Origin of the sequence: Sphingobacterium sp. 1.A.4 (assembly GCF_002734245.1) — a bacterium.
In the GTDB taxonomy this organism is placed as follows: Bacteria; Bacteroidota; Bacteroidia; order Sphingobacteriales; family Sphingobacteriaceae; genus Sphingobacterium; species Sphingobacterium tenebrionis.
This window is the reverse complement of record NZ_PEAZ01000052.1, coordinates 105,203-122,599: the sequence shown is the minus strand read 5'-3', so window position 1 is coordinate 122,599 and position 17,397 is coordinate 105,203. Positions and strand designations below refer to the sequence as shown.

Annotated in this window: 13 protein-coding genes; 5 read left to right on the top strand and 8 right to left on the bottom strand. The window is 38.8% G+C overall.

What is annotated here, in order from left to right; genetic code table 11:
• Window positions 1–7: 7 nt before the first annotated feature.
• Both CRJ00_RS08670 and CRJ00_RS08665 read right to left on the bottom strand, forming a co-directional pair.
• Complete coding sequence (locus CRJ00_RS08670) at window positions 8–235, bottom strand: TlpA family protein disulfide reductase (RefSeq protein WP_099366480.1); 228 nt, start codon at window positions 233–235, stop codon at window positions 8–10.
• On the bottom strand, window positions 232–594 hold the full coding sequence (locus tag CRJ00_RS08665; protein WP_099366479.1) for a TlpA family protein disulfide reductase: 363 nt from the start codon (window positions 592–594) through the stop codon (window positions 232–234). The genes CRJ00_RS08670 and CRJ00_RS08665 overlap by 4 nt, the downstream gene beginning before the upstream one ends.
• A gap of 921 nt (window positions 595–1,515) precedes the next feature.
• Here CRJ00_RS08665 and CRJ00_RS08655 point away from each other — a divergent pair.
• From CRJ00_RS08655 to gldN, 3 genes are read left to right on the top strand one after another with little or no spacing between them, the layout of a single operon-like run.
• On the top strand, window positions 1,516–2,205 hold the full coding sequence (locus CRJ00_RS08655; RefSeq protein ID WP_099366477.1) for an outer membrane beta-barrel protein: 690 nt from the start codon (window positions 1,516–1,518) through the stop codon (window positions 2,203–2,205).
• A 58-nt stretch (window positions 2,206–2,263) separates the two neighbouring features.
• Window positions 2,264–3,550, top strand: coding sequence for an SUMF1/EgtB/PvdO family nonheme iron enzyme (locus CRJ00_RS08650; protein WP_099366476.1), 1,287 nt, complete (start codon window positions 2,264–2,266; stop codon window positions 3,548–3,550).
• A 33-nt stretch (window positions 3,551–3,583) separates the two neighbouring features.
• Window positions 3,584–4,675, top strand: a complete 1,092-nt coding sequence (gene gldN / locus CRJ00_RS08645; protein ID WP_180268458.1) for a type IX secretion system protein PorN/GldN — start codon at window positions 3,584–3,586, stop codon at window positions 4,673–4,675.
• 67 nt (window positions 4,676–4,742) lie between these two features.
• On the opposite strand, the gene gldM is transcribed toward gldN, so the two are convergent.
• On the bottom strand, window positions 4,743–6,275 hold the full coding sequence (gene gldM / locus CRJ00_RS08640) for a type IX secretion system protein PorM/GldM (RefSeq protein WP_099366474.1): 1,533 nt from the start codon (window positions 6,273–6,275) through the stop codon (window positions 4,743–4,745).
• A gap of 30 nt (window positions 6,276–6,305) precedes the next feature.
• Window positions 6,306–7,118: a T9SS inner membrane protein PorL/GldL gene (gene gldL, locus CRJ00_RS08635; RefSeq protein ID WP_099366473.1), complete on the bottom strand. Its 813-nt coding sequence runs from the start codon at window positions 7,116–7,118 to the stop codon at window positions 6,306–6,308.
• Window positions 7,119–7,766: 648 nt separating this feature from the next.
• On the opposite strand from gldL, the gene CRJ00_RS08630 reads away from it, so the two are divergent.
• Window positions 7,767–8,402 (top strand): substrate-binding domain-containing protein, encoded by a 636-nt coding sequence (locus tag CRJ00_RS08630; RefSeq protein ID WP_099366472.1) that lies wholly within the window; start codon window positions 7,767–7,769, stop codon window positions 8,400–8,402.
• 356 nt (window positions 8,403–8,758) lie between these two features.
• A complete protein-coding gene (locus CRJ00_RS08625) occupies window positions 8,759–9,328 on the top strand; it encodes a hypothetical protein (protein ID WP_099366471.1) in 570 nt (189 codons plus the stop codon).
• Window positions 9,329–9,468: 140 nt separating this feature from the next.
• Here the strand turns inward: CRJ00_RS08625 and CRJ00_RS08620 are convergent, their stop codons facing one another.
• From CRJ00_RS08620 to CRJ00_RS08605, 4 genes are read right to left on the bottom strand one after another with little or no spacing between them, the layout of a single operon-like run.
• The gene (locus CRJ00_RS08620; RefSeq protein ID WP_099366470.1) at window positions 9,469–10,803 is read right to left on the bottom strand and encodes a DUF4302 domain-containing protein; all 1,335 of its coding nucleotides are present in this window, start codon (window positions 10,801–10,803) and stop codon (window positions 9,469–9,471) included.
• A complete protein-coding gene (locus tag CRJ00_RS08615; RefSeq protein ID WP_099366469.1) occupies window positions 10,803–12,164 on the bottom strand; it encodes a substrate import-associated zinc metallohydrolase lipoprotein in 1,362 nt (453 codons plus the stop codon). Before CRJ00_RS08615 ends, CRJ00_RS08620 begins: the two co-directional genes overlap by 1 nt.
• Before the next feature lie 7 nt (window positions 12,165–12,171).
• Window positions 12,172–13,635, bottom strand: a complete 1,464-nt coding sequence (locus tag CRJ00_RS08610) for a RagB/SusD family nutrient uptake outer membrane protein (protein ID WP_099366468.1) — start codon at window positions 13,633–13,635, stop codon at window positions 12,172–12,174.
• A gap of 11 nt (window positions 13,636–13,646) precedes the next feature.
• Window positions 13,647–16,991 (bottom strand): SusC/RagA family TonB-linked outer membrane protein, encoded by a 3,345-nt coding sequence (locus tag CRJ00_RS08605; protein WP_180268457.1) that lies wholly within the window; start codon window positions 16,989–16,991, stop codon window positions 13,647–13,649.
• Between the last annotated feature and the right edge of the window lie 406 nt (window positions 16,992–17,397).

The window sequence follows — 17,397 nt, the reverse complement described above, 5'->3', positions numbered from 1 at the left end:
ACAACTATTATGTAACAAACAACAAACTTATTTCTTTATCCAGATTTCCAATAGTTTCCTTAAGTTTAGGATCTGATGGACGTGGGCTATCTGCAGCGATCAAGTTTCCAGCTTTGTCGATAAGGATGTAACAGGGGATGCCATCTACTTTATAAGCAACTGATAATACATTTTCAACTCCTGAATGCAGTTGGATTACCTTTGTGTTTTTTTTTCCTTCCCATGGGTTTTTCATTTGCTATTATTTTTGTCGATTGATATGCCAACAAATGCAACGCCTTTATCTTTGTATTCTTCATAAATTTTTTTCCAATGGGGTTCTTGTGCAAGACATGGACCACACCATGTCGCCAAAAGATCTATTAACACAACTTTCCCTTTTAAATCCTTTGGTGCTACATTTTTACCATTTACATCGGAATAACTGAAACTTTCCACAGTAATGCCAGTTTTTGTTTTGGCAAGTTTTGTTACCATGGTTTCAGTCAGTTTGAATTGTTCCGGCAGTGTCAAGTACTTTTGGTTAGCTGTTTTACTTAATGGAATTCTTACATCGATCGAGCCTTTTCTATTTTTGATGCAATAAATTACCATTTCAGAACATCCGAAAGAATTGAATTGAGTCGGTTTTCTTCATCTAATATCCCTTTTCCTCTTTTTTTTTTCCATCAGCAATATAGTCAAAAAACGATCTCCAAATGGTAAAATTAGCTGTTGACAGGTCAGATGTTTACCGGTATTGAAATTCTGGTAATAACTGGTAAACTCTTCCTTATCCGGATGTGCTTGTCTAGGCATGTAGTTATAACTTATGGTATTATAAGCGAATTCATTTTCGACGATCCTTGGGGATAATTTCTCGAACACCTTATTTCCGGTTTTCGGATCTTTTTAGAAAAAGCTTAAATTTTTAATCATCTCCTCCAAATGGGGGAAGAATTCCACATAGGTGGACATCCCCCTAATTGAAGAGGCCATATGCCACTGGTTCAGGGCTTTGGTTTCGGGACTGTCCATATTGAAAGCTCATAGTTTTCACGGTTTAATATTATGGTTAGGTCTTCATTGCCCTTAAATGAGAACCTGAGGTTATTTTATGTTCGCAAGAATTTGCCACTACCGTGTAAATGAAACCTTCATATTCAGGATTGAACCTGGAGCCAAATCGACCTTTTCCACCTGTGTCTGAGATTGCTATATCGAACAGTCTTGAAAAATAAATTTAACTTCAAAAAATAAGTTCTAATCATTTTTTTACACCCAAATACGCAGGCCATTCCCGTTGTAGCCAACTATTAATTGTTGATTTTTTTACAAAAAAAACCAAATAGTTTTTAACTATTATTTAACAACTGTTAAAATAATCTTTTTTGGTAAGATTCTTGTTGCAAGAATTGGCGATAATTTTTTTACTGTATAAAATTGTATCGCTAATTTATAGAACTTACAATAAATGGGTGTAAATTGCATCTCCTTTAATAAAGTAAGTTTTTTAATAATAAATAATTCCGAAATATGAAAAAAACCATTTTTTCGTTACTTGTCCTAGCTGCATGTAGCTTTAAATCCGCTCAAGCACAATTTACGCGCCCAATCAGCGTGGGAATTGGCGGAGGTCCTACCATCAACCTAACAGATCTAGCAAACGTAGAAGCACAATTCGCAGGCCATATTGATGTTGATGGGTTGATTACCCCTTTTGTGTCGGTCGGTGTACATGCTGAAAGAGGAGTACTAAAAGGTCATGGATATTTAAGTGAATTCAAAAATGATTATTGGGCATTTAATGCAAATGCAAAAGTAAGAGCTGGTCAATTCATGAATCTGTCCGACAATTACAGCTATTATAACCTTCAAGCCAGTACTTTTAATAAAATTTTAGCCAATGTATACCTAGGGGCCGGAGCAGGATTCATGAAAAATAAAATTGAAGCCAGCATCACTCCAGAATATGAAGCTGGAGTTATTTCTCAAGGAGGTCATATCTCCGATGATCTTACCGGATTTCATTTTGTTGTTCCGGTAAATGTCGGAATCGATATTCCTATTGGAAGAACCTTATATGGACCACAGTGGGCGGTGAATATCAATTATCAACATACCATCACGACAAAGGATAACTTAGATGCGGTTGTTAATAAAAGGAACGATCAATATTCATACATTTCCCTAGGATTGAAATACGCGCTATTCCACAGAAAATAATAGGATAATTTGCTGATCAGATATATAAATAACAAAACAACAACAATAAATAGATAATATGAAAAGACTGTTCCTAAGTCAGCTTTATAGCACATTTTGCTTGGCTATATTGGTAGGTGTCGTCGGATGTTCCTCATCTGGAAACCTATACAATGCACCTAAGGTATCTGCCTTTAAGGGAGGGAAACTACCAGCGCCTCCGGGTATGGTGTATGTTCCGTCCGGTACAATTCTGTTCAAAGGGTCATTAGATAGCGGAAATGTTGGTAAGAATGTGAGTCTTAGTGCATTCTTTATTGACGAAACGGAGGTGACCAACAAACAATACCGTGAGTTCGTGAATTGGGTAGCCGATTCCATCGCTGTTACCGATTATCTACAGGATGATCAATACTTTTTGGATATCGCAAGTGAAGATGGTACAAGCAAACGTATCGATTGGAAAAAGGTGAAACGTATTTCTCCACTTTGGAAAAGTAAGGATCCCGTAATTGCGGAGAAATTGGCGCCTATGTTGGAATTGAAAGGTTCGAACAGAGCCCTGAATCCAGAAATCGTGCAATACCGATTTTCCTACCTGAAAACAAAAGGGAATCTTAAAAAGGAATATGTTACGGAAACCGTTTCCATTATGCCAGCAGAAGATATCTGGTCAAAAGATTTCCCGAATGCGCAGCTTACCTCTTTGGATGCAAATTACTTCACGCACCAATCATTTGATTACTATCCGGTAATCGGGGTTACCTGGCGCCAAGCCCGCGCCTTTACCGATTGGAGAGGAAAGGAAATGATGGCCAATGTGATGAAGAATTCGTATTTGAGCGGTTATCAATTGACATTCAGTTTGCCTACCGAAGCACAATGGCAATATGCTGCTGAAGGTAAGATCGATCCTAGAGATACTATCGTGGGTAAAAGAATGACCATTGATGGCGATAATGGAAAAGAGAAATTGGCCGTCAACTATAAGCAAGGCGAGGGTACTTATTCCAGGGATGGAGCAACCTTTACATTGCCGGTAAAATCCTACCAACCGAATGCTTTTGGCATTTATAATATGGCAGGTAATGTTTCAGAATGGACATTGGATGCCTTCAGTCCGTCGGCTGTAGCGTTTGTGAACGACCTGAACCCGGTATTATTATATGATGCAGATGAGGATGATGCAGATGCTCTTAAACGTAAAGTGGTACGCGGCGGATCATGGAAAGATAACGGTGAGCAGCTGAACAGCGAAACCCGTAACTATTCCGTGGATTACGAACCACATTCCTATATTGGATTCCGTTGTGTGATGTCGGCATTTGAAATGCCTACTTCGCAAAGTAAGACCAGAAAATATTAATAAGGCCTGTTGATGATTAAAATGATTTGTAAGATGAAAAAATGGCTTATGTTAGTGGTAGTTACAATGGGAGTTAGCCCATTGATCGCCCAAACGATTGATACCATACCTGATAGTACGGCATTGCAGACTATTCAGACCCAAACGGTGGTTCAGGGAGAACCGCTAATGGATACCATTCCGACTACGGATGGTTTCTTCCAAGTGAATAACCTGGAGGATGCGGTTCCTTTTGCTTTTCCGGAAGTGAACGTAAAGAATATCCGTTTTTACAAACGGGTATGGCGTGATATTGATCTGAAAGATGATCGTAATTTTATATATGCGGTTCCAGGCAATTCCTTAATGGAAGTGATCATGAAATCTATTGAGCAAGGTAAATTAACACCATATAGTCCTGAGGATGATTCCTTCAAAGGAAAGCTTTCCGCCAGAGAAGGTATGGCAAGATTTGCAGACAGTGTTCTCGTTCCGATTTTTGATGATGAAGGTAATCAGATCGACTCCAGGATGACCCTGAATGAGTTCAATCCTGAGCGCGTGACCAAATTCCGTATCAAAGAGGATATTTTCTTTGATAAGCAAAGAGGAAGATTGGAAACACGTATTATTGGCGTGGCGCCACTGATGGATATTACCACCTCTGCAGAATTGGCGACTTCTGTAGGTTCCACTCCAGCATTCTGGTTGTATTTCCCACAGTTACGTTATGCCCTGGTAAAGGTCGATGTTTCCGATCCGGATAAGGGGCTGTATGATATGACGATGGATGACTTGTTTGTTCAGCGTAAATTTGCAAGTAAGATCATCCGCGAATCCTCACCAGGTATGTTGCAACAGGCTGAATTGGCTAGTGCAGATAGTACCATGATGGATGGTTCACAAGCCATCGAGGATAAATTGGAAGCCTATAAAAAGAAACTTTGGAAGAATCCAAAAGGGGTAAAGTCAGAGAATTTAGAAGGGCATGAGCAGGATCTTAAACTGGAGGAGGAAGAGAAACGGCTGAAAGAACAATTGCAGCAGGAAGAGCAGCAACAGCGTTTAAGAAGAGAGCAGAGAGAACAGCAATTGCAACAACAGCTCCAAGAGCAACAGCAACAATTACAGGAAGGAACCTATTAAAAAATACATATAAAAAAAACGCCAACCATTCAATTATGGTTGGCGTTTTTTTATGTTTTATCTGCTATTAATTAGCAGTCAGTGCAACTGCATTCAATTGTCTTGGTGTTCCATCAGGTCCTACTGCGATAATATTATCGAAGATAACCCTTGTTCCAGGTCCAATACCATTGATGGCCGAGCGCATGGAAGAACTCAATTGGTTTCCGGAGGTGGACAACACAATCGCATCCGCCCTTGGTTTCGCAATGATCAAGGAGAATTTGGTCACCTTGAAGGATGCGTCAAAATCAAAGTTATCCAATTTAGCAAAAATGGCATTCTGAGCCTTGATCGATACGGTTGGCATGGATCCACCCGTTTTACCGGCAAACTGAGCGATAGGATCAGGGATACGTTTCACACGGAAATCCGTAGAACTTAATATCTGATTCTTACCCGGAGCTACTTCTGCCGATACCGTGATCTTCGCTGTTCCAGGAGAACTTACACGGACATTATACTTCCCGCCGCTTCCTGAAAGGCTTCCACCACTCATGCTCACCTTGATTTTATTGGTTGGTGTTCCTGGTGCCGAAACCGAAATAGGGTTGTTAACGCCAATATACAATACGTTCATCTTATCCGGAGATACTACTGCCGAAGGTCTCGAAACTTGGTAGGTCTGTGCTGGCGTACGGTATTCCTTAATCGAACCATCGGTTTGCTTCACTTTAATGATACCCGACCAGGTAAAGATCCCTTCTTGGCTGGTGTTTACTCGGTAGATACCTTTTCCATCCTGCACGTCCAGATTAGCACCATTGACACTGATGCTCGGCTGTGATTTGGAATCGGATGCCGTCAAGAATACTTCTGCTGTATAAGGTTGACCTTGTACCAAGTAGGAGGTTGGAGCAACAGCAACCGCTGCAAACTTATCCAAGTTCACTACCGCTTGGTCCATTTTGCCCAAGATCAGTTTTACCATGTCAGATTCTGCATTTTGGGCATCTGTTTGAATCTTTGTCAAGATGGTCATCGCAGCTGTCAAAGGCGTTCCGCTTCCAAAATTGATTTCCTCCCATTTACGTTTCCCGTTCACCGGTTTTTCTGGGTCATTTGCCTCTAAGGAGAACGAAACAGATTTCTGTTCTTCTGGTGTTAATAAGGCCAATAGTTTTGCTCTTGTTTGGTTTATTTTATCCTTTAGTTCTGTACCCTTCTTTTGGTTGATCATCATATTTACAGCGATATCTTCATTCTCGCGCATTTTCAGATCTCCCGTATTCTCGTCATATCCTCCGCCTTGATTGACGAATTCTTCTTTAATACTGTTGATGTACTGATTAAGGTCGTTGATGATGGCGGATGCGCTTTTTGCCTTATCATAGATTGGCTTTGCACGTCCAGGCTCATCTTTTAATTTGGTGCTTTCAAAAGCGGTAAATAATTGCTGAACCGAATTGTTAACATTCGATTTGGATGTTTCTAAACTGTTGTTGATGTTCTTGAATGCATCCAATATGGAATCCGGTACATTTAATGCAAGCAGGGCTAGCAAGACCAAATACAAGATATTGATCATCCGCTGCCTTGGCGTCTCTCTTCCTAATGCCATTTTGTAGGTTTTAAGTTTTACGTGGATGAATTATACTCTAGGTTGGTTCATGGCTGTCAACATATTGCCATAGATAGCATTTAATGCATTCAGGTTTTTCGCCAACTTGTTCACTTCATCTTTGAATGCTTTGGAATCATCAATAGACTCGTTGAAGTTTTTCATCGTAAAGCTTAAATTCTCATAGAAACTATTCATGGACTGCAAGTGCGAAGACGATTCGCGCAGTTCTTTTTCATACATACTGTTCAATTGACGCAGGTTACTGGTTAATTGAGTTACCTGTTCTTGATAATTGCTGGTATCAGAATTGGTATTGGACAAGGCCACCAAATTAGCCGATGCTTTTTCAAAAGCAACACTTAGACCATCAAATTTGGAAGTAGCTAAGCGTAATTTCTGTGCAAATTCATCAGTTGCCAAAGACACATCAGAAATACGGTTGATGGCGGAAACTTTTTCGCCAAAATCACGCAATCCCCTGCCCAGGTTTTCGATTGTTGCTGGTTCGATCTGTGCGTCCGAGAACATTTTGTCCAATGCTGCAGTAGCAGATGCTCCTGATTGTTGGTTTACAACCTGAACGGATCTGTTTGGCAATTCACCTTGGAAGTTGTCATCCAATTCTGGATAAACCTTAGCCCAATCTGGTTCTGCTGGCGGTGGGTTGAAACCCATTAAAAAGAATAATAAGGCCTCAACCGTTAGGCCGATACCGATGATGTAATTCGCCAATGATCCACCGATATGAAGGATCTTGAACATTACACCAATAATTACAATACTCGCTCCCCAAGAAATGGCAACATGCAACCATCTTGAATTGTCTTTTTTCTTACTCATAATGTCAATTTTGATTGAACTTTTTTTAAGTGTTTGTAGATATAAGTTTTTTTAGCATTCCATAAACAAATACATGCTCAGAAATCCATCTATTACAACGATTTTGAACCTGATTTATTACGGAATATTCCCCAAATATAACCTTATTGGTTAATTTTGGGGAAATTTTGGATATTATTTTATTCTTAAATAACCCTTTTGGGGGAGCAAAAAAGTCTTTTTTTTAGCTTAATCCCTTAAGATGTTCCTCTCTAATTGAGATACTGTGGAGAAAGGAATTGTTCCAGGAATTTATTTGCTAATTGTTAAACATAAATTGGTTATCTTGTTCCTGAAAACAATGGGTTGGAGGAAGGATCTATGAGTAAAATGACACTTAAGGCTTTAGAAGAATACTTGGAATTGTCCGTTTCTACGGTATCTCGGGGGCCTTAAATGATAGCTATGAAATCAGTGAGGAAACCAAGGAGCGGGTTCGCAAGCTGCCAAAAAATTTGATTATAAACCTAATTTGGCAGCGAAAGGACTTAAAACAGGGAAAAGTAATTCCATTGGTTTGATCATTCCCTACCTTTCCAGTGCGTTCCAGTCACAGATCCTAGAAGGTGCCCAACAAACGGCTCTTGAATATAACGTGAATCTGATTTTATGCAGAGCCGCGAAAATGAAAAGATAGAGAAGGAATGCCTCCAAGCCTTAATCCAACAGAATATCGATGGAATTATCATTGCACCAAGTGCAAATAGCAGTATCTCTTATTTAAAACAATCGAAAAAACAAGTGCATTTAGTCCTGGTGGACCGGATAGATTTTGAACTGGATTCCCCAAAGATTGGTGTGGATAGTGAATTTGGTGCATATCAAGCCACAAGGCATCTGTTGGAAAACGGGAGAAAGGAAATTCTAGTCCTTGCAGGAAAAAATTTAGGCGTTAACAGCACAAGAATCTTAGGCTATAAAAAAGCTTTGCAGGATTTTAAGATCCCTTTCTATCATGAACATATCATACAGATCAATCATGGTCAGGAATCCAAAGAATTGATGAACAACCTTAAGCTGATGTTGGAACGAAAACTAAAGGAGTTTGATCAACCCATTGGATTGTTAGGAATAACAGATACATTGACTGTAAATAGTTTGGGAGTTTTACATCAATTAGGTAAAAAAGTGCCGCAGGATGTGAGCGTGATTGGCTTTGCCAATCTGTTATTTGCGGAGTCCTTGAATCCACCTTTGTCATGTATCGTACAACCTGCTATTGAAATGGAAAGAACTGCTGTTTAAGAATTGATGAAGGTTGTTCAAACAAAAGTTAATCCTGAATTAGTTCCAGAACAGCTCATTTTGAAGCCAGAAATCATTTTACGGGATTCATCTCATAACACGTGAATAAGTAAAAAATTATAAAAGTCTGGTTACTTTCAATTGGTTATTTCAAATCTATTTATGAAAATGTCTAATTTAAATAGATGAATTAATTAATCTATTTTGGCTAATCCTGAAAAACTGTTCACGTTATTTAGAAAAATCTTAACAAAAAATATTAATCTAACTCGCTAATAAAGAGTATTATGATAAATTGATTTAAATCTATATTAGAATATTTTTCCTATATTTGTTTTAGAATCAATTAACTATTTATGAAAAAAGTCTTTATTACTTTACTGGCTTCAGCATCAATTGCTTTTTCTTCCTGCCAGAAGGAACAAGATATTGTCACGATGGATGGGGAATGGTACATCAGGGCAATACTAGAGGAGTCTACTAAGCGTGATGAATTGGTATCAAGGTATTATAAAATGTATAAAAGGTCCGATGTTTATAATAAATATTATAAAACCATAACCTTTTCAGGCAATTCTTTTGTAATTACTACCTATGATAGAGATAAGGATTCAAATAAGAATACGATATCGACCATAACATATCCATTTACAATCGATGGAGATAATATGACCGTTACTCTTCCTGACAGAAGGACAACCACTTATAATTATAAGTTTTATGGATTGGGTTCACGAAGTTTACAATTAGGTTTTATCAATACGTTTGTCAATAACAATAATGAAACCATAGTCACCACCAATAAAACGGTGTTGTTGAGGGAATTTCCTAAGGACGATAGCGAAGAGGAAACAGAAGAAATGCCTGCTCCTGGAGAAGTTGGTGGAGGTGAAGATACGGATGCTCCACCACCCATTGGTTGGTAAGATAGTTTTCTTCAAGCATAAAAAAGTCTAATGAATTCAATTAGACTTTTTTTTATGCTTATTCATTTGTACAGTTTAGAAAAATAAAAAGGGGGATTTATATCAAATCCCCCTTAATCTATTAGATTCTATATTAATTATTATAGTTTCGATAGTTTACCATAGAATATGGCTGCTGGGTCAGAGACTTTAATCAAACCTCCTAAAGTACCGGCGTTAGGATCCGATCCTGAGATATAGGTTAGTTTGAATTCACCACCACTGAAGTAATTTCGAACAGCTGTTGATACCCAGCCATTGTTCCAGTTACCATTTGTAGCAATTGGAGCTGTTAGTTTTAATACACCATCTGTCAAGGTGTAATTATATTCCGCGCTTGCTAGGTATACGGTACTACCGCTTTGGAAACGGACATCCAATACAGCAACTTTCGATGTCGATAACCTAAAGTTCACAGAGTGGGTCACCATACCATTTGCTGCATGGAAATTAACTAGGGCTGTCCAGATTGAGTTAAAACTTGAAGAAACACCTTCGGGCTGCTTAGTTCCAGCAATCGTTATTGCATTGAATGCCCCATCAAAAGAAAACATCACCTCAATAGGAAGAATTGGGTTAGCGCTATTTTTGATCTCGTATTTATTTCCCGCAATATCATGGATAAATATGTTATTCCCTTCCACTTCGCCTTTAGTAAAAACCAGATCCCTATGATTTCCGCCTGCTAAAATATCAAAACCTTTTAGATTGAAAGCAAACTTAAACGTATTCAAAACGGTTTTATTATCCGGTAGAACAGATCCGATATCAAGGGTTTTTGTGCCAGAAAATATGGACAGAGCTAACTTTGTGGCAACACCTCCGATATTAACCTCGATATATGGGTTTTTGAAGGATTGGAAGATGATTTTGGTCTTATCAATACCAGTCTTATATGCTCCCGTATTATATGCCTCTTTTTCAGCCGTTGTAGCTTTGGCTAACACCAATTGTTGGCTGTATCTTTTTCCAACAAAAATGATAGAATCTGCATTTGAACGTAAGAACCTATATTCCAGGTCACTCCTAAGTCCTTCTCGGATTGTTCCGTTGTAAACAGATGGATTGGGATCATTCAACATGGAAATATAATTGTAAGTGTCAAAAATCAATGTAGCTCCATTATCCTGTTTAACACGATAATTAGATCCTTCAATTTTTGTTGCTGAGGCATCGGTCAGGTCGGCAACCATTTTAACCACCTGTTGATCGTCAAAGTCCATGTAAAACCCATATCCCCCCTTTAAACCTGTTCCAACCGTTGCTTTCCAGCCATTTGGCGCAGTGGTCAGGGCATTGTTTATAGAATCGATTTTAGCTTTCATGCGTACATCTGGTGATTCGCCAAAGACTAAATCCTCTTCCTGTTTTTGACAGGAGGATGCCGCAACCAACAGCATCGCTCCAAATAAAATATTTTTTAAGTTCATCATCATTATAGTCCTAATACGCCATACCAATAATTTGTAGTATTGTTCTTCTCATAAAAACCTGCCAAGGAATTATAATCTGCACCCTCTACATCTGCTTTCAACCAATCTGCTGTAAAGGTTTTTCCAGTAAAATATGGCTGAAGGCTATTTGCAAAACCGGCAGAAAATAAAGCGGCATTAGCATAATTCCCAGTTGTACCTGCTTGTTCAACCTTCGTAAAGGTCAGGTCACCAGAAGTAGTATTATAGGCATATGTAAATGAATAGTCAGCCAAATATTGTGTTCCACCTGCTGCTGCTGTAAAAGCACATCTGATTGTAGCCTTATTATCTGCTTCAAAACGAACTTGAACATAGTCCAAATTATATTTTGCTGTAGAACTATAAGCTAGGACCGCCGCTTTCATTTTATCATAAGCCGCTTGAAACTCAGCGGGCTTACCATATTTAGAATAAATAGCATTCCCAGGATTGATGGTCACCGTTTTATAGGTACTTGCTAAGTATTGAGGGAATTTAAGATCATTTGGATATACAGTGCTCTTCAAGTAATTCTGAATTTCTTTTTGAAGCTCTCTAAAATTTACCTTAAGATTGGAAGTATAGTAGTTCGCAACATTGGCTTCCTTTTGCTTCAATTTGCTTTTACCTGCATCTGAAGAACTATTCGCATACCGATCGTACCAAGCTTGACCTTTTACCAATAAATGTGCAGCAGTTTCTGCATAATCCTCGGTGTAAGATCCACTTGCATACGAAGTCACGAAGCCATATTTTCTTGCCGTATCAGCAGGAGTTGTTGACCAAGTCGCTTTATAGTCTGCTTTAGATATCGATTCAAAATCTGTTGGAATATTTACCAATTGATTCAAAATGTGGACAAATTCGTGGTGGATAACCAATAATGCACCATAGGCACTGTAATTGTTGATGCCATATAAGTTCACCCTGCGGCCAGCCGAAGCTGTCCCAGCATATACTGAGCCGTCAGATGCATAGGAATTTGATCCGAAAAGAATCCATTCCTTAGGCGACATTTTTTTGATGAAATCAACGCCACCCACTTTTCTATATGGCAATAAATAACCATTCAATACGGATTCCATGGTTGGTTTAACTGCGTCCAAACGTGGAGGAGTTACGTTGCGGTCTACATCATGGTAATAACGATTATAACGGTAAACCACATCAATGTTGTACTCATCCAAAAAGGTTGTTTTCAACCAATTATCTAATTCAGTTTTGGTCTGTGGATCATCATCGTTATACTGGGAGAAATCAACATTCTTCACTTCCTCTTTAGCACAAGATCCTAACACACATACTACTGATAATGCGATTAAAATTTTATTTACTATTTTCATAATGGTATTATCTAGGATTTAATTCGATTCCTGCGATTTTAGCCTCTTCAGGAATCTGGAAAACACGTCTAGGATCTTCAGGTCCCAACTCAATCTCTGTTTCTTCTTTTGTAGGACTGATCACATTGTGAACTACCGGTAATTTTCTTCTGGTAACATCGATCCAACGTAAACCTTCCTCCAAGAACTCTGCCTTTTTAGCATTAAGTACTGCCTTGACCAATGCCTTTTTCGGATCGGTCTCCACATAGAAAGTCTGGATTTTTTCTAATGTCAAGGTATGTAAGCTCGGTGTATAGTTCCTGATTTTTGTACTATAGAACGTGTTCAGATCCGCTACGGCTAGATCATATTTACCTAATTCAGCATTTGCTTCAGCACGGTTCATAATCGCTTCATCCAAGGTTAATAAGGGTTGCATAATGTATGGATAACCAATGCCAGGACCTGTATAGAAGAAATAATATAACCATTTGTAGGTGGTGTAGTTTGGAGCACCGTATGAAAGTACTTTATTATCCAATACACCTCCCGTTACATGTGGGTCAGTAAACATACGTGCTAATTTGGCACCATAACCATATCTCGGAGAGGAAACATATGTCCAAGTCGAATAAGCATTCGTTAATAACAAGGTCGATTTTACATCTGATCTGGTAAAGGCTGCGTTGAATTCACCTGAAGTCATGTTTTTAAATGTGGTGTTTATCGGTCTTAAATTACCCGAGAATTCACCTGAAGGTGTTGATAAACTTGCATGATCGGCCGCTTTTTGCCATTCTCCTAAGAATAAGTATAACCTAGATGCAAATGCATGTGCCGCAGCTTTGGTAAAGTGATATTTTGGAACTTGATAGTTCTGGTCTGAAACATATTTTAAGCCTTCTTCCAGATCAGAAACGATGTTCTCATAGGTGGATTTTACGGTGCCACGGGTAAAATCCCCAAAAACTTTGGTTCCTGGAGCTTTTACGTAAGGAATACCTGGGGAATCATTTGTTCCGCCAATTTCATAGGATTTCGCAAAGAAAATAGCTAACATATGATGTGCATAAGCTCTTGCAATCAAGGCTTCACCTTTGTATTGTAAAACTTCGTCACCAAATTGATTTTCCTCGATGGATTCTAAAGCTTGGTTGGCCGCAGCAATTGCTTCATAACAACCATTCCAATAGTTTGTAGGCGTGTTTGTGCCCGATCCGATCTGATCTTCCCAAACGTAAGGCCTATCGCGTGTATCCACCGACGATCCTACTCCTGGTCCTTTGTCTTCTGCATTATCAGATGCTGCTTCTGCAAATGATAGATAGTCATAACCTGGATATGCCGTTGCAACCAATTGTGCTACTTTATCCACACTGTTAATGGTCGTGCGGTTATCCGGTTCAACATCCAAATATTTATTACATGAACTCGCCGTTAAAGCTAGTCCAGCTAATAATATAACATTTATTTTATTTAATACTTTCATAAAAATCCCTATTAAAATCCAACCTTTAATGATAATGTGAATTGTCTTAATGTTGGCAATGCCACACCACCAGAAGCATAGAACTCTGGATCTTGGCCTCTTAAGCGCTCATCAGCAATGATGGTCCATAAATTGTTTCCTACCAAATTCAAACTTGCATTCGCTAGTTTAGTTGAACTCAACCATTTTTGAGGAATGGAGTATCCTAAAGTAACTTGTTTTAGCTTCAGGTAACCGCCATCCACGACACGCTCTGTACTGTAGTTGTACGCATTGTATGGATATTGTGCACTAACCTGTCCTCCTGTAGAGTTCGTGATATTTGTGTTAGAAATTGGGTCTAACAACGCAGGAATACTGGTGAAGTTTTCATCACCCGGCATGATCCATCTATTCAACATATCTTTTGTCATGACAGACATATCGTTATATGAAGCATAAATAGTTGGTCTCAATCTCAATTTATTTCCAGCAGAGAATGTGAACAATCCAGTTAGGTTAAAGCCTTTATAACTAAGTTGGTTGTAGAAACCTCCTGTGAACGTAGGTTCAACCGGACCTTCATATTTTAAATAATCCAATGTTTGGCTCTGTAAACTGATGTAAGATGTTTTTAGACCATCAGTACCGATGAATGTAGGGAAGCCGTAAGTAGGATTCAATCCATCAAATTGGATAGAGAATAAACTACGCTGAGAATATCCTTCAACTGCACCGCCTGTATTGGAAACGGCTCTCCAGATATTTGGATTGATATCTAAATTGGTGATTTTGTTCGTGTTGTATCCGAAATTAAAACGTGTTCTCCATCTGAAGTTTTCGTTGCTGATAGGATTACCTGCAATAGTCAATTCGATACCTTTTGATTCCATATCCGCGTAGTTTGCGATCTTGGTAAATTGACCATCAATTCCTGATGTTTGAACAGAACCTAATAAATCGTAATTCTTTCTTTGATATAGATCCACATTTAAGTCAATCTTATTGGAAAGTAAACCCAAATCAAAACCTAAGTTGAATTCTTTCATTTTTTCCCAGGTCAATTCAGAGTTTTCCAAACTGGAGATATAAGTCAATACTTCTTGGTCTACAATTTCTCTTCTTCTCGCAATCTGATTATAGAATACAGCTGAGGAGTTAGTCGCATTACCCATTGATGCTACCAAACCGTAAGTAGCTCTAACCGAGAAAGCACTTAAATAATCGTTTGTTGGCCAAAAAGTCTCTTGATCGATATCCCATGCTCCGGAAATGTTCCATGTTGGCAACCAACGTGCTGTTCTTGATTTACCCATTTTGTTGGATCCATCATAACGACCTGTCGCATTTAAACGGTACTTTTCTTTGTAGGAATAAGCTGCTCTCATGGAATAACCAACCCAACGGTCTGCATTATATCCCATACCGAAGTAAGGTTTACCCTCTTCTCTGGCTTCTTTGAAATATTTATAGTAAGGAGATACCAATCCACCATTTTCGTATTGATAACCTACCCCGTCGAAGAACTTAGCTTGTCTGTCCGTAGTTTTCATCTCCATGGAAGCAAACACGTTCAAGCTATGGTCCTCATTGAATTCTTTATCATACTCCAAATCCTGACGGAAGTAGTAGAACTTCATATTATCGCCTGTAATATTGTAAAATCCTCCATCTGGCAAAACAGATACTGCTGGATTATTAGGAAAATCAGGATCTTTATACAACCTTCCGTTAGATCCTACGATGGTTGCATCATCCATGGCCTTGAAAGATTGCACGTAATTTGAACCTTCTTTTAAGAATAGTTCGCTTTCTGATTTAGTATAACGGAAGGCACCATTGATCGAATACGTTAAATCTTTGATAAATTCATATTTCAAACCACCTTGGACCTTAAAGTCGATCATAGAAAGTTTAGCATAATTGTTCTCCATTTCCGTTAAAATGTTGAAAGGAGCATAATCACGCACGAAATACTCACGACGGCCATTTTCATCAAATGGGGTGATCAAACGGCTAGTACTCAACGCATAGTTATACGGGTTGATGTCATAACCTCTGTAGTATGAACCATAAACTGGATCGGATTGCACGTTCTGAGAACCCGGTGCTGATTGGTCACGGATAGAACCATTACCGATCAATTCCCCAGTCAATTTGTCGCTGAATTTATAATTGGATCTAAAGTTACCCGTGAAACGTTTAACATTATTACCGATCGTCATACCTGGGTCGTTCAAGAAGGAAACCGAACTATAGTTCTGTGATTTTTCCGTTCCGGAAGAAACACTTAAGGAGTGCTCTTGCATGATCTTACTTTGGAACAATAGATCGAACCAATCTGTATTTGCATTTGCATAGCGGGAAAGGAAGTCGATCTGGCTCTGTGCGTCATTTTTCAAGGCGAATGTTCCGGTGTTAGGATCATAATCGTACAACATATTGTACATCTTGTAGAACACTCCACCGTTAGCACCACGAGAAGCAGAAGGGATTTGGAAATAACCTTTGTTTTTCAACTCGATCATTACCGCCATCTGATCATAAGAAGACATGATGTCAAAATCAGCATAAGAAGGTTTTTGGTAGGTCGTAAAGTTACCTGTGTAACTTACCAATGGCTTACCATCTCCTTTTCTACCTTTTTTCGTATTTACTACGATTACACCGTTCATCGCTCTTGCACCATACATCGCTGTTGCAGCCGCATCTCTCAACACGTTGAAACTCTCGATGTCATCCGGGTTCAAACCTGCAACGGATGAACCTAACAAGGTGCTCATGTCTCCGGTTGACAATGCCTCATTGGAAATATTTACTACGTCTTCCAAGATGATACCATCGATAACCCATAAAGGTTTGTTATCTCCTGATAGGGAGGTTGCACCACGAACACGGATTTTCGGTGCAGCACCGAATGTTCCGGACACGTTCTGCACGGATACACCTGCTACTTGGCCCTCTAGCATACGTGAAATATCCGGTACACCGGCACGTTCTGCATCTTTTGCACTTACTTTTGTAGATGCTCCAGTAAAGAATTTACGGTCAAGTGTTTGGTAACCCGTTGCAACTACGGTTACCTCTTCGATCTGTTTTTCTGAAGATGATAAACGAACGGTAAAAGTAGAACGGTTGTTAACCGCTACTTCCTGTTCATTGTAACCTAAGAAACGGACGATCAAAGTCTCGTTACCAGCCGCTTGAATGGTAAACCTACCTTGGTCATTGGTACTCACAGCAGTGGATTTGCCTTTTACCGTAACGGTAGCACCAGCAATCGGTTGATTGGTGCCAGCATCCACAACTGTACCTGAAATAGTGTTTTGAAGTGTTGATGCCGAGATTTTAGCACCTGCGTTCAATTTTGATGACATTGGGTCAGCAGCCAAACTAGAAAACGAGATTGTTCCCGCAACAGCTAGAACAACTAAATTTTTCCATGTTTGATTGAGCCTGTTTTGTCTCCACCAAGATAATTGAGAGTTCCTCTCAAAAATTGGAGAATAAAGATACCCCATAGATAAAATAATTTAGGACGTTAAATAATTGTGAGTTAAAGAATCTAAAAGATTAATGGTACTCAAGTAATTTATGAGGTCCAATATATAAAAAGATTTTATTGAAGTGAACTGACATTATTCAAAAAAATCTATTAAGAACAATATATGTTTATAATGGGATTATAAATGTTGGGCAACATGAAAATATATCAACAAACAACTACAAATTCTATTAAGATTTTATTAAACTTTTGTTTATTGTAACATTGCATTAGAATAA

Bases quoted from the DNA above. Each gene is read 5' to 3' on its own strand.
- CRJ00_RS08670 (WP_099366480.1), bottom strand. From the start codon at position 235: ATGAAAAACCCATGGGAAGGAAAAAAAAACACAAAGGTAATCCAACTG.
- CRJ00_RS08665 (WP_099366479.1), bottom strand. From the start codon at position 594: ATGGTAATTTATTGCATCAAAAATAGAAAAGGCTCGATCGATGTAAGA.
- CRJ00_RS08655 (WP_099366477.1), top strand. From the start codon at position 1,516: ATGAAAAAAACCATTTTTTCGTTACTTGTCCTAGCTGCATGTAGCTTT.
- CRJ00_RS08650 (WP_099366476.1), top strand. From the start codon at position 2,264: ATGAAAAGACTGTTCCTAAGTCAGCTTTATAGCACATTTTGCTTGGCT.
- gldN (WP_180268458.1), top strand. From the start codon at position 3,584: ATGAAAAAATGGCTTATGTTAGTGGTAGTTACAATGGGAGTTAGCCCA.
- gldM (WP_099366474.1), bottom strand. From the start codon at position 6,275: ATGGCATTAGGAAGAGAGACGCCAAGGCAGCGGATGATCAATATCTTG.
- gldL (WP_099366473.1), bottom strand. From the start codon at position 7,118: ATGAGTAAGAAAAAAGACAATTCAAGATGGTTGCATGTTGCCATTTCT.
- CRJ00_RS08630 (WP_099366472.1), top strand. From the start codon at position 7,767: ATGCAGAGCCGCGAAAATGAAAAGATAGAGAAGGAATGCCTCCAAGCC.
- CRJ00_RS08625 (WP_099366471.1), top strand. From the start codon at position 8,759: ATGAAAAAAGTCTTTATTACTTTACTGGCTTCAGCATCAATTGCTTTT.
- CRJ00_RS08620 (WP_099366470.1), bottom strand. From the start codon at position 10,803: ATGATGATGAACTTAAAAAATATTTTATTTGGAGCGATGCTGTTGGTT.
- CRJ00_RS08615 (WP_099366469.1), bottom strand. From the start codon at position 12,164: ATGAAAATAGTAAATAAAATTTTAATCGCATTATCAGTAGTATGTGTG.
- CRJ00_RS08610 (WP_099366468.1), bottom strand. From the start codon at position 13,635: ATGAAAGTATTAAATAAAATAAATGTTATATTATTAGCTGGACTAGCT.
- CRJ00_RS08605 (WP_180268457.1), bottom strand. From the start codon at position 16,991: ATGTCATCAAAATTGAACGCAGGTGCTAAAATCTCGGCATCAACACTT.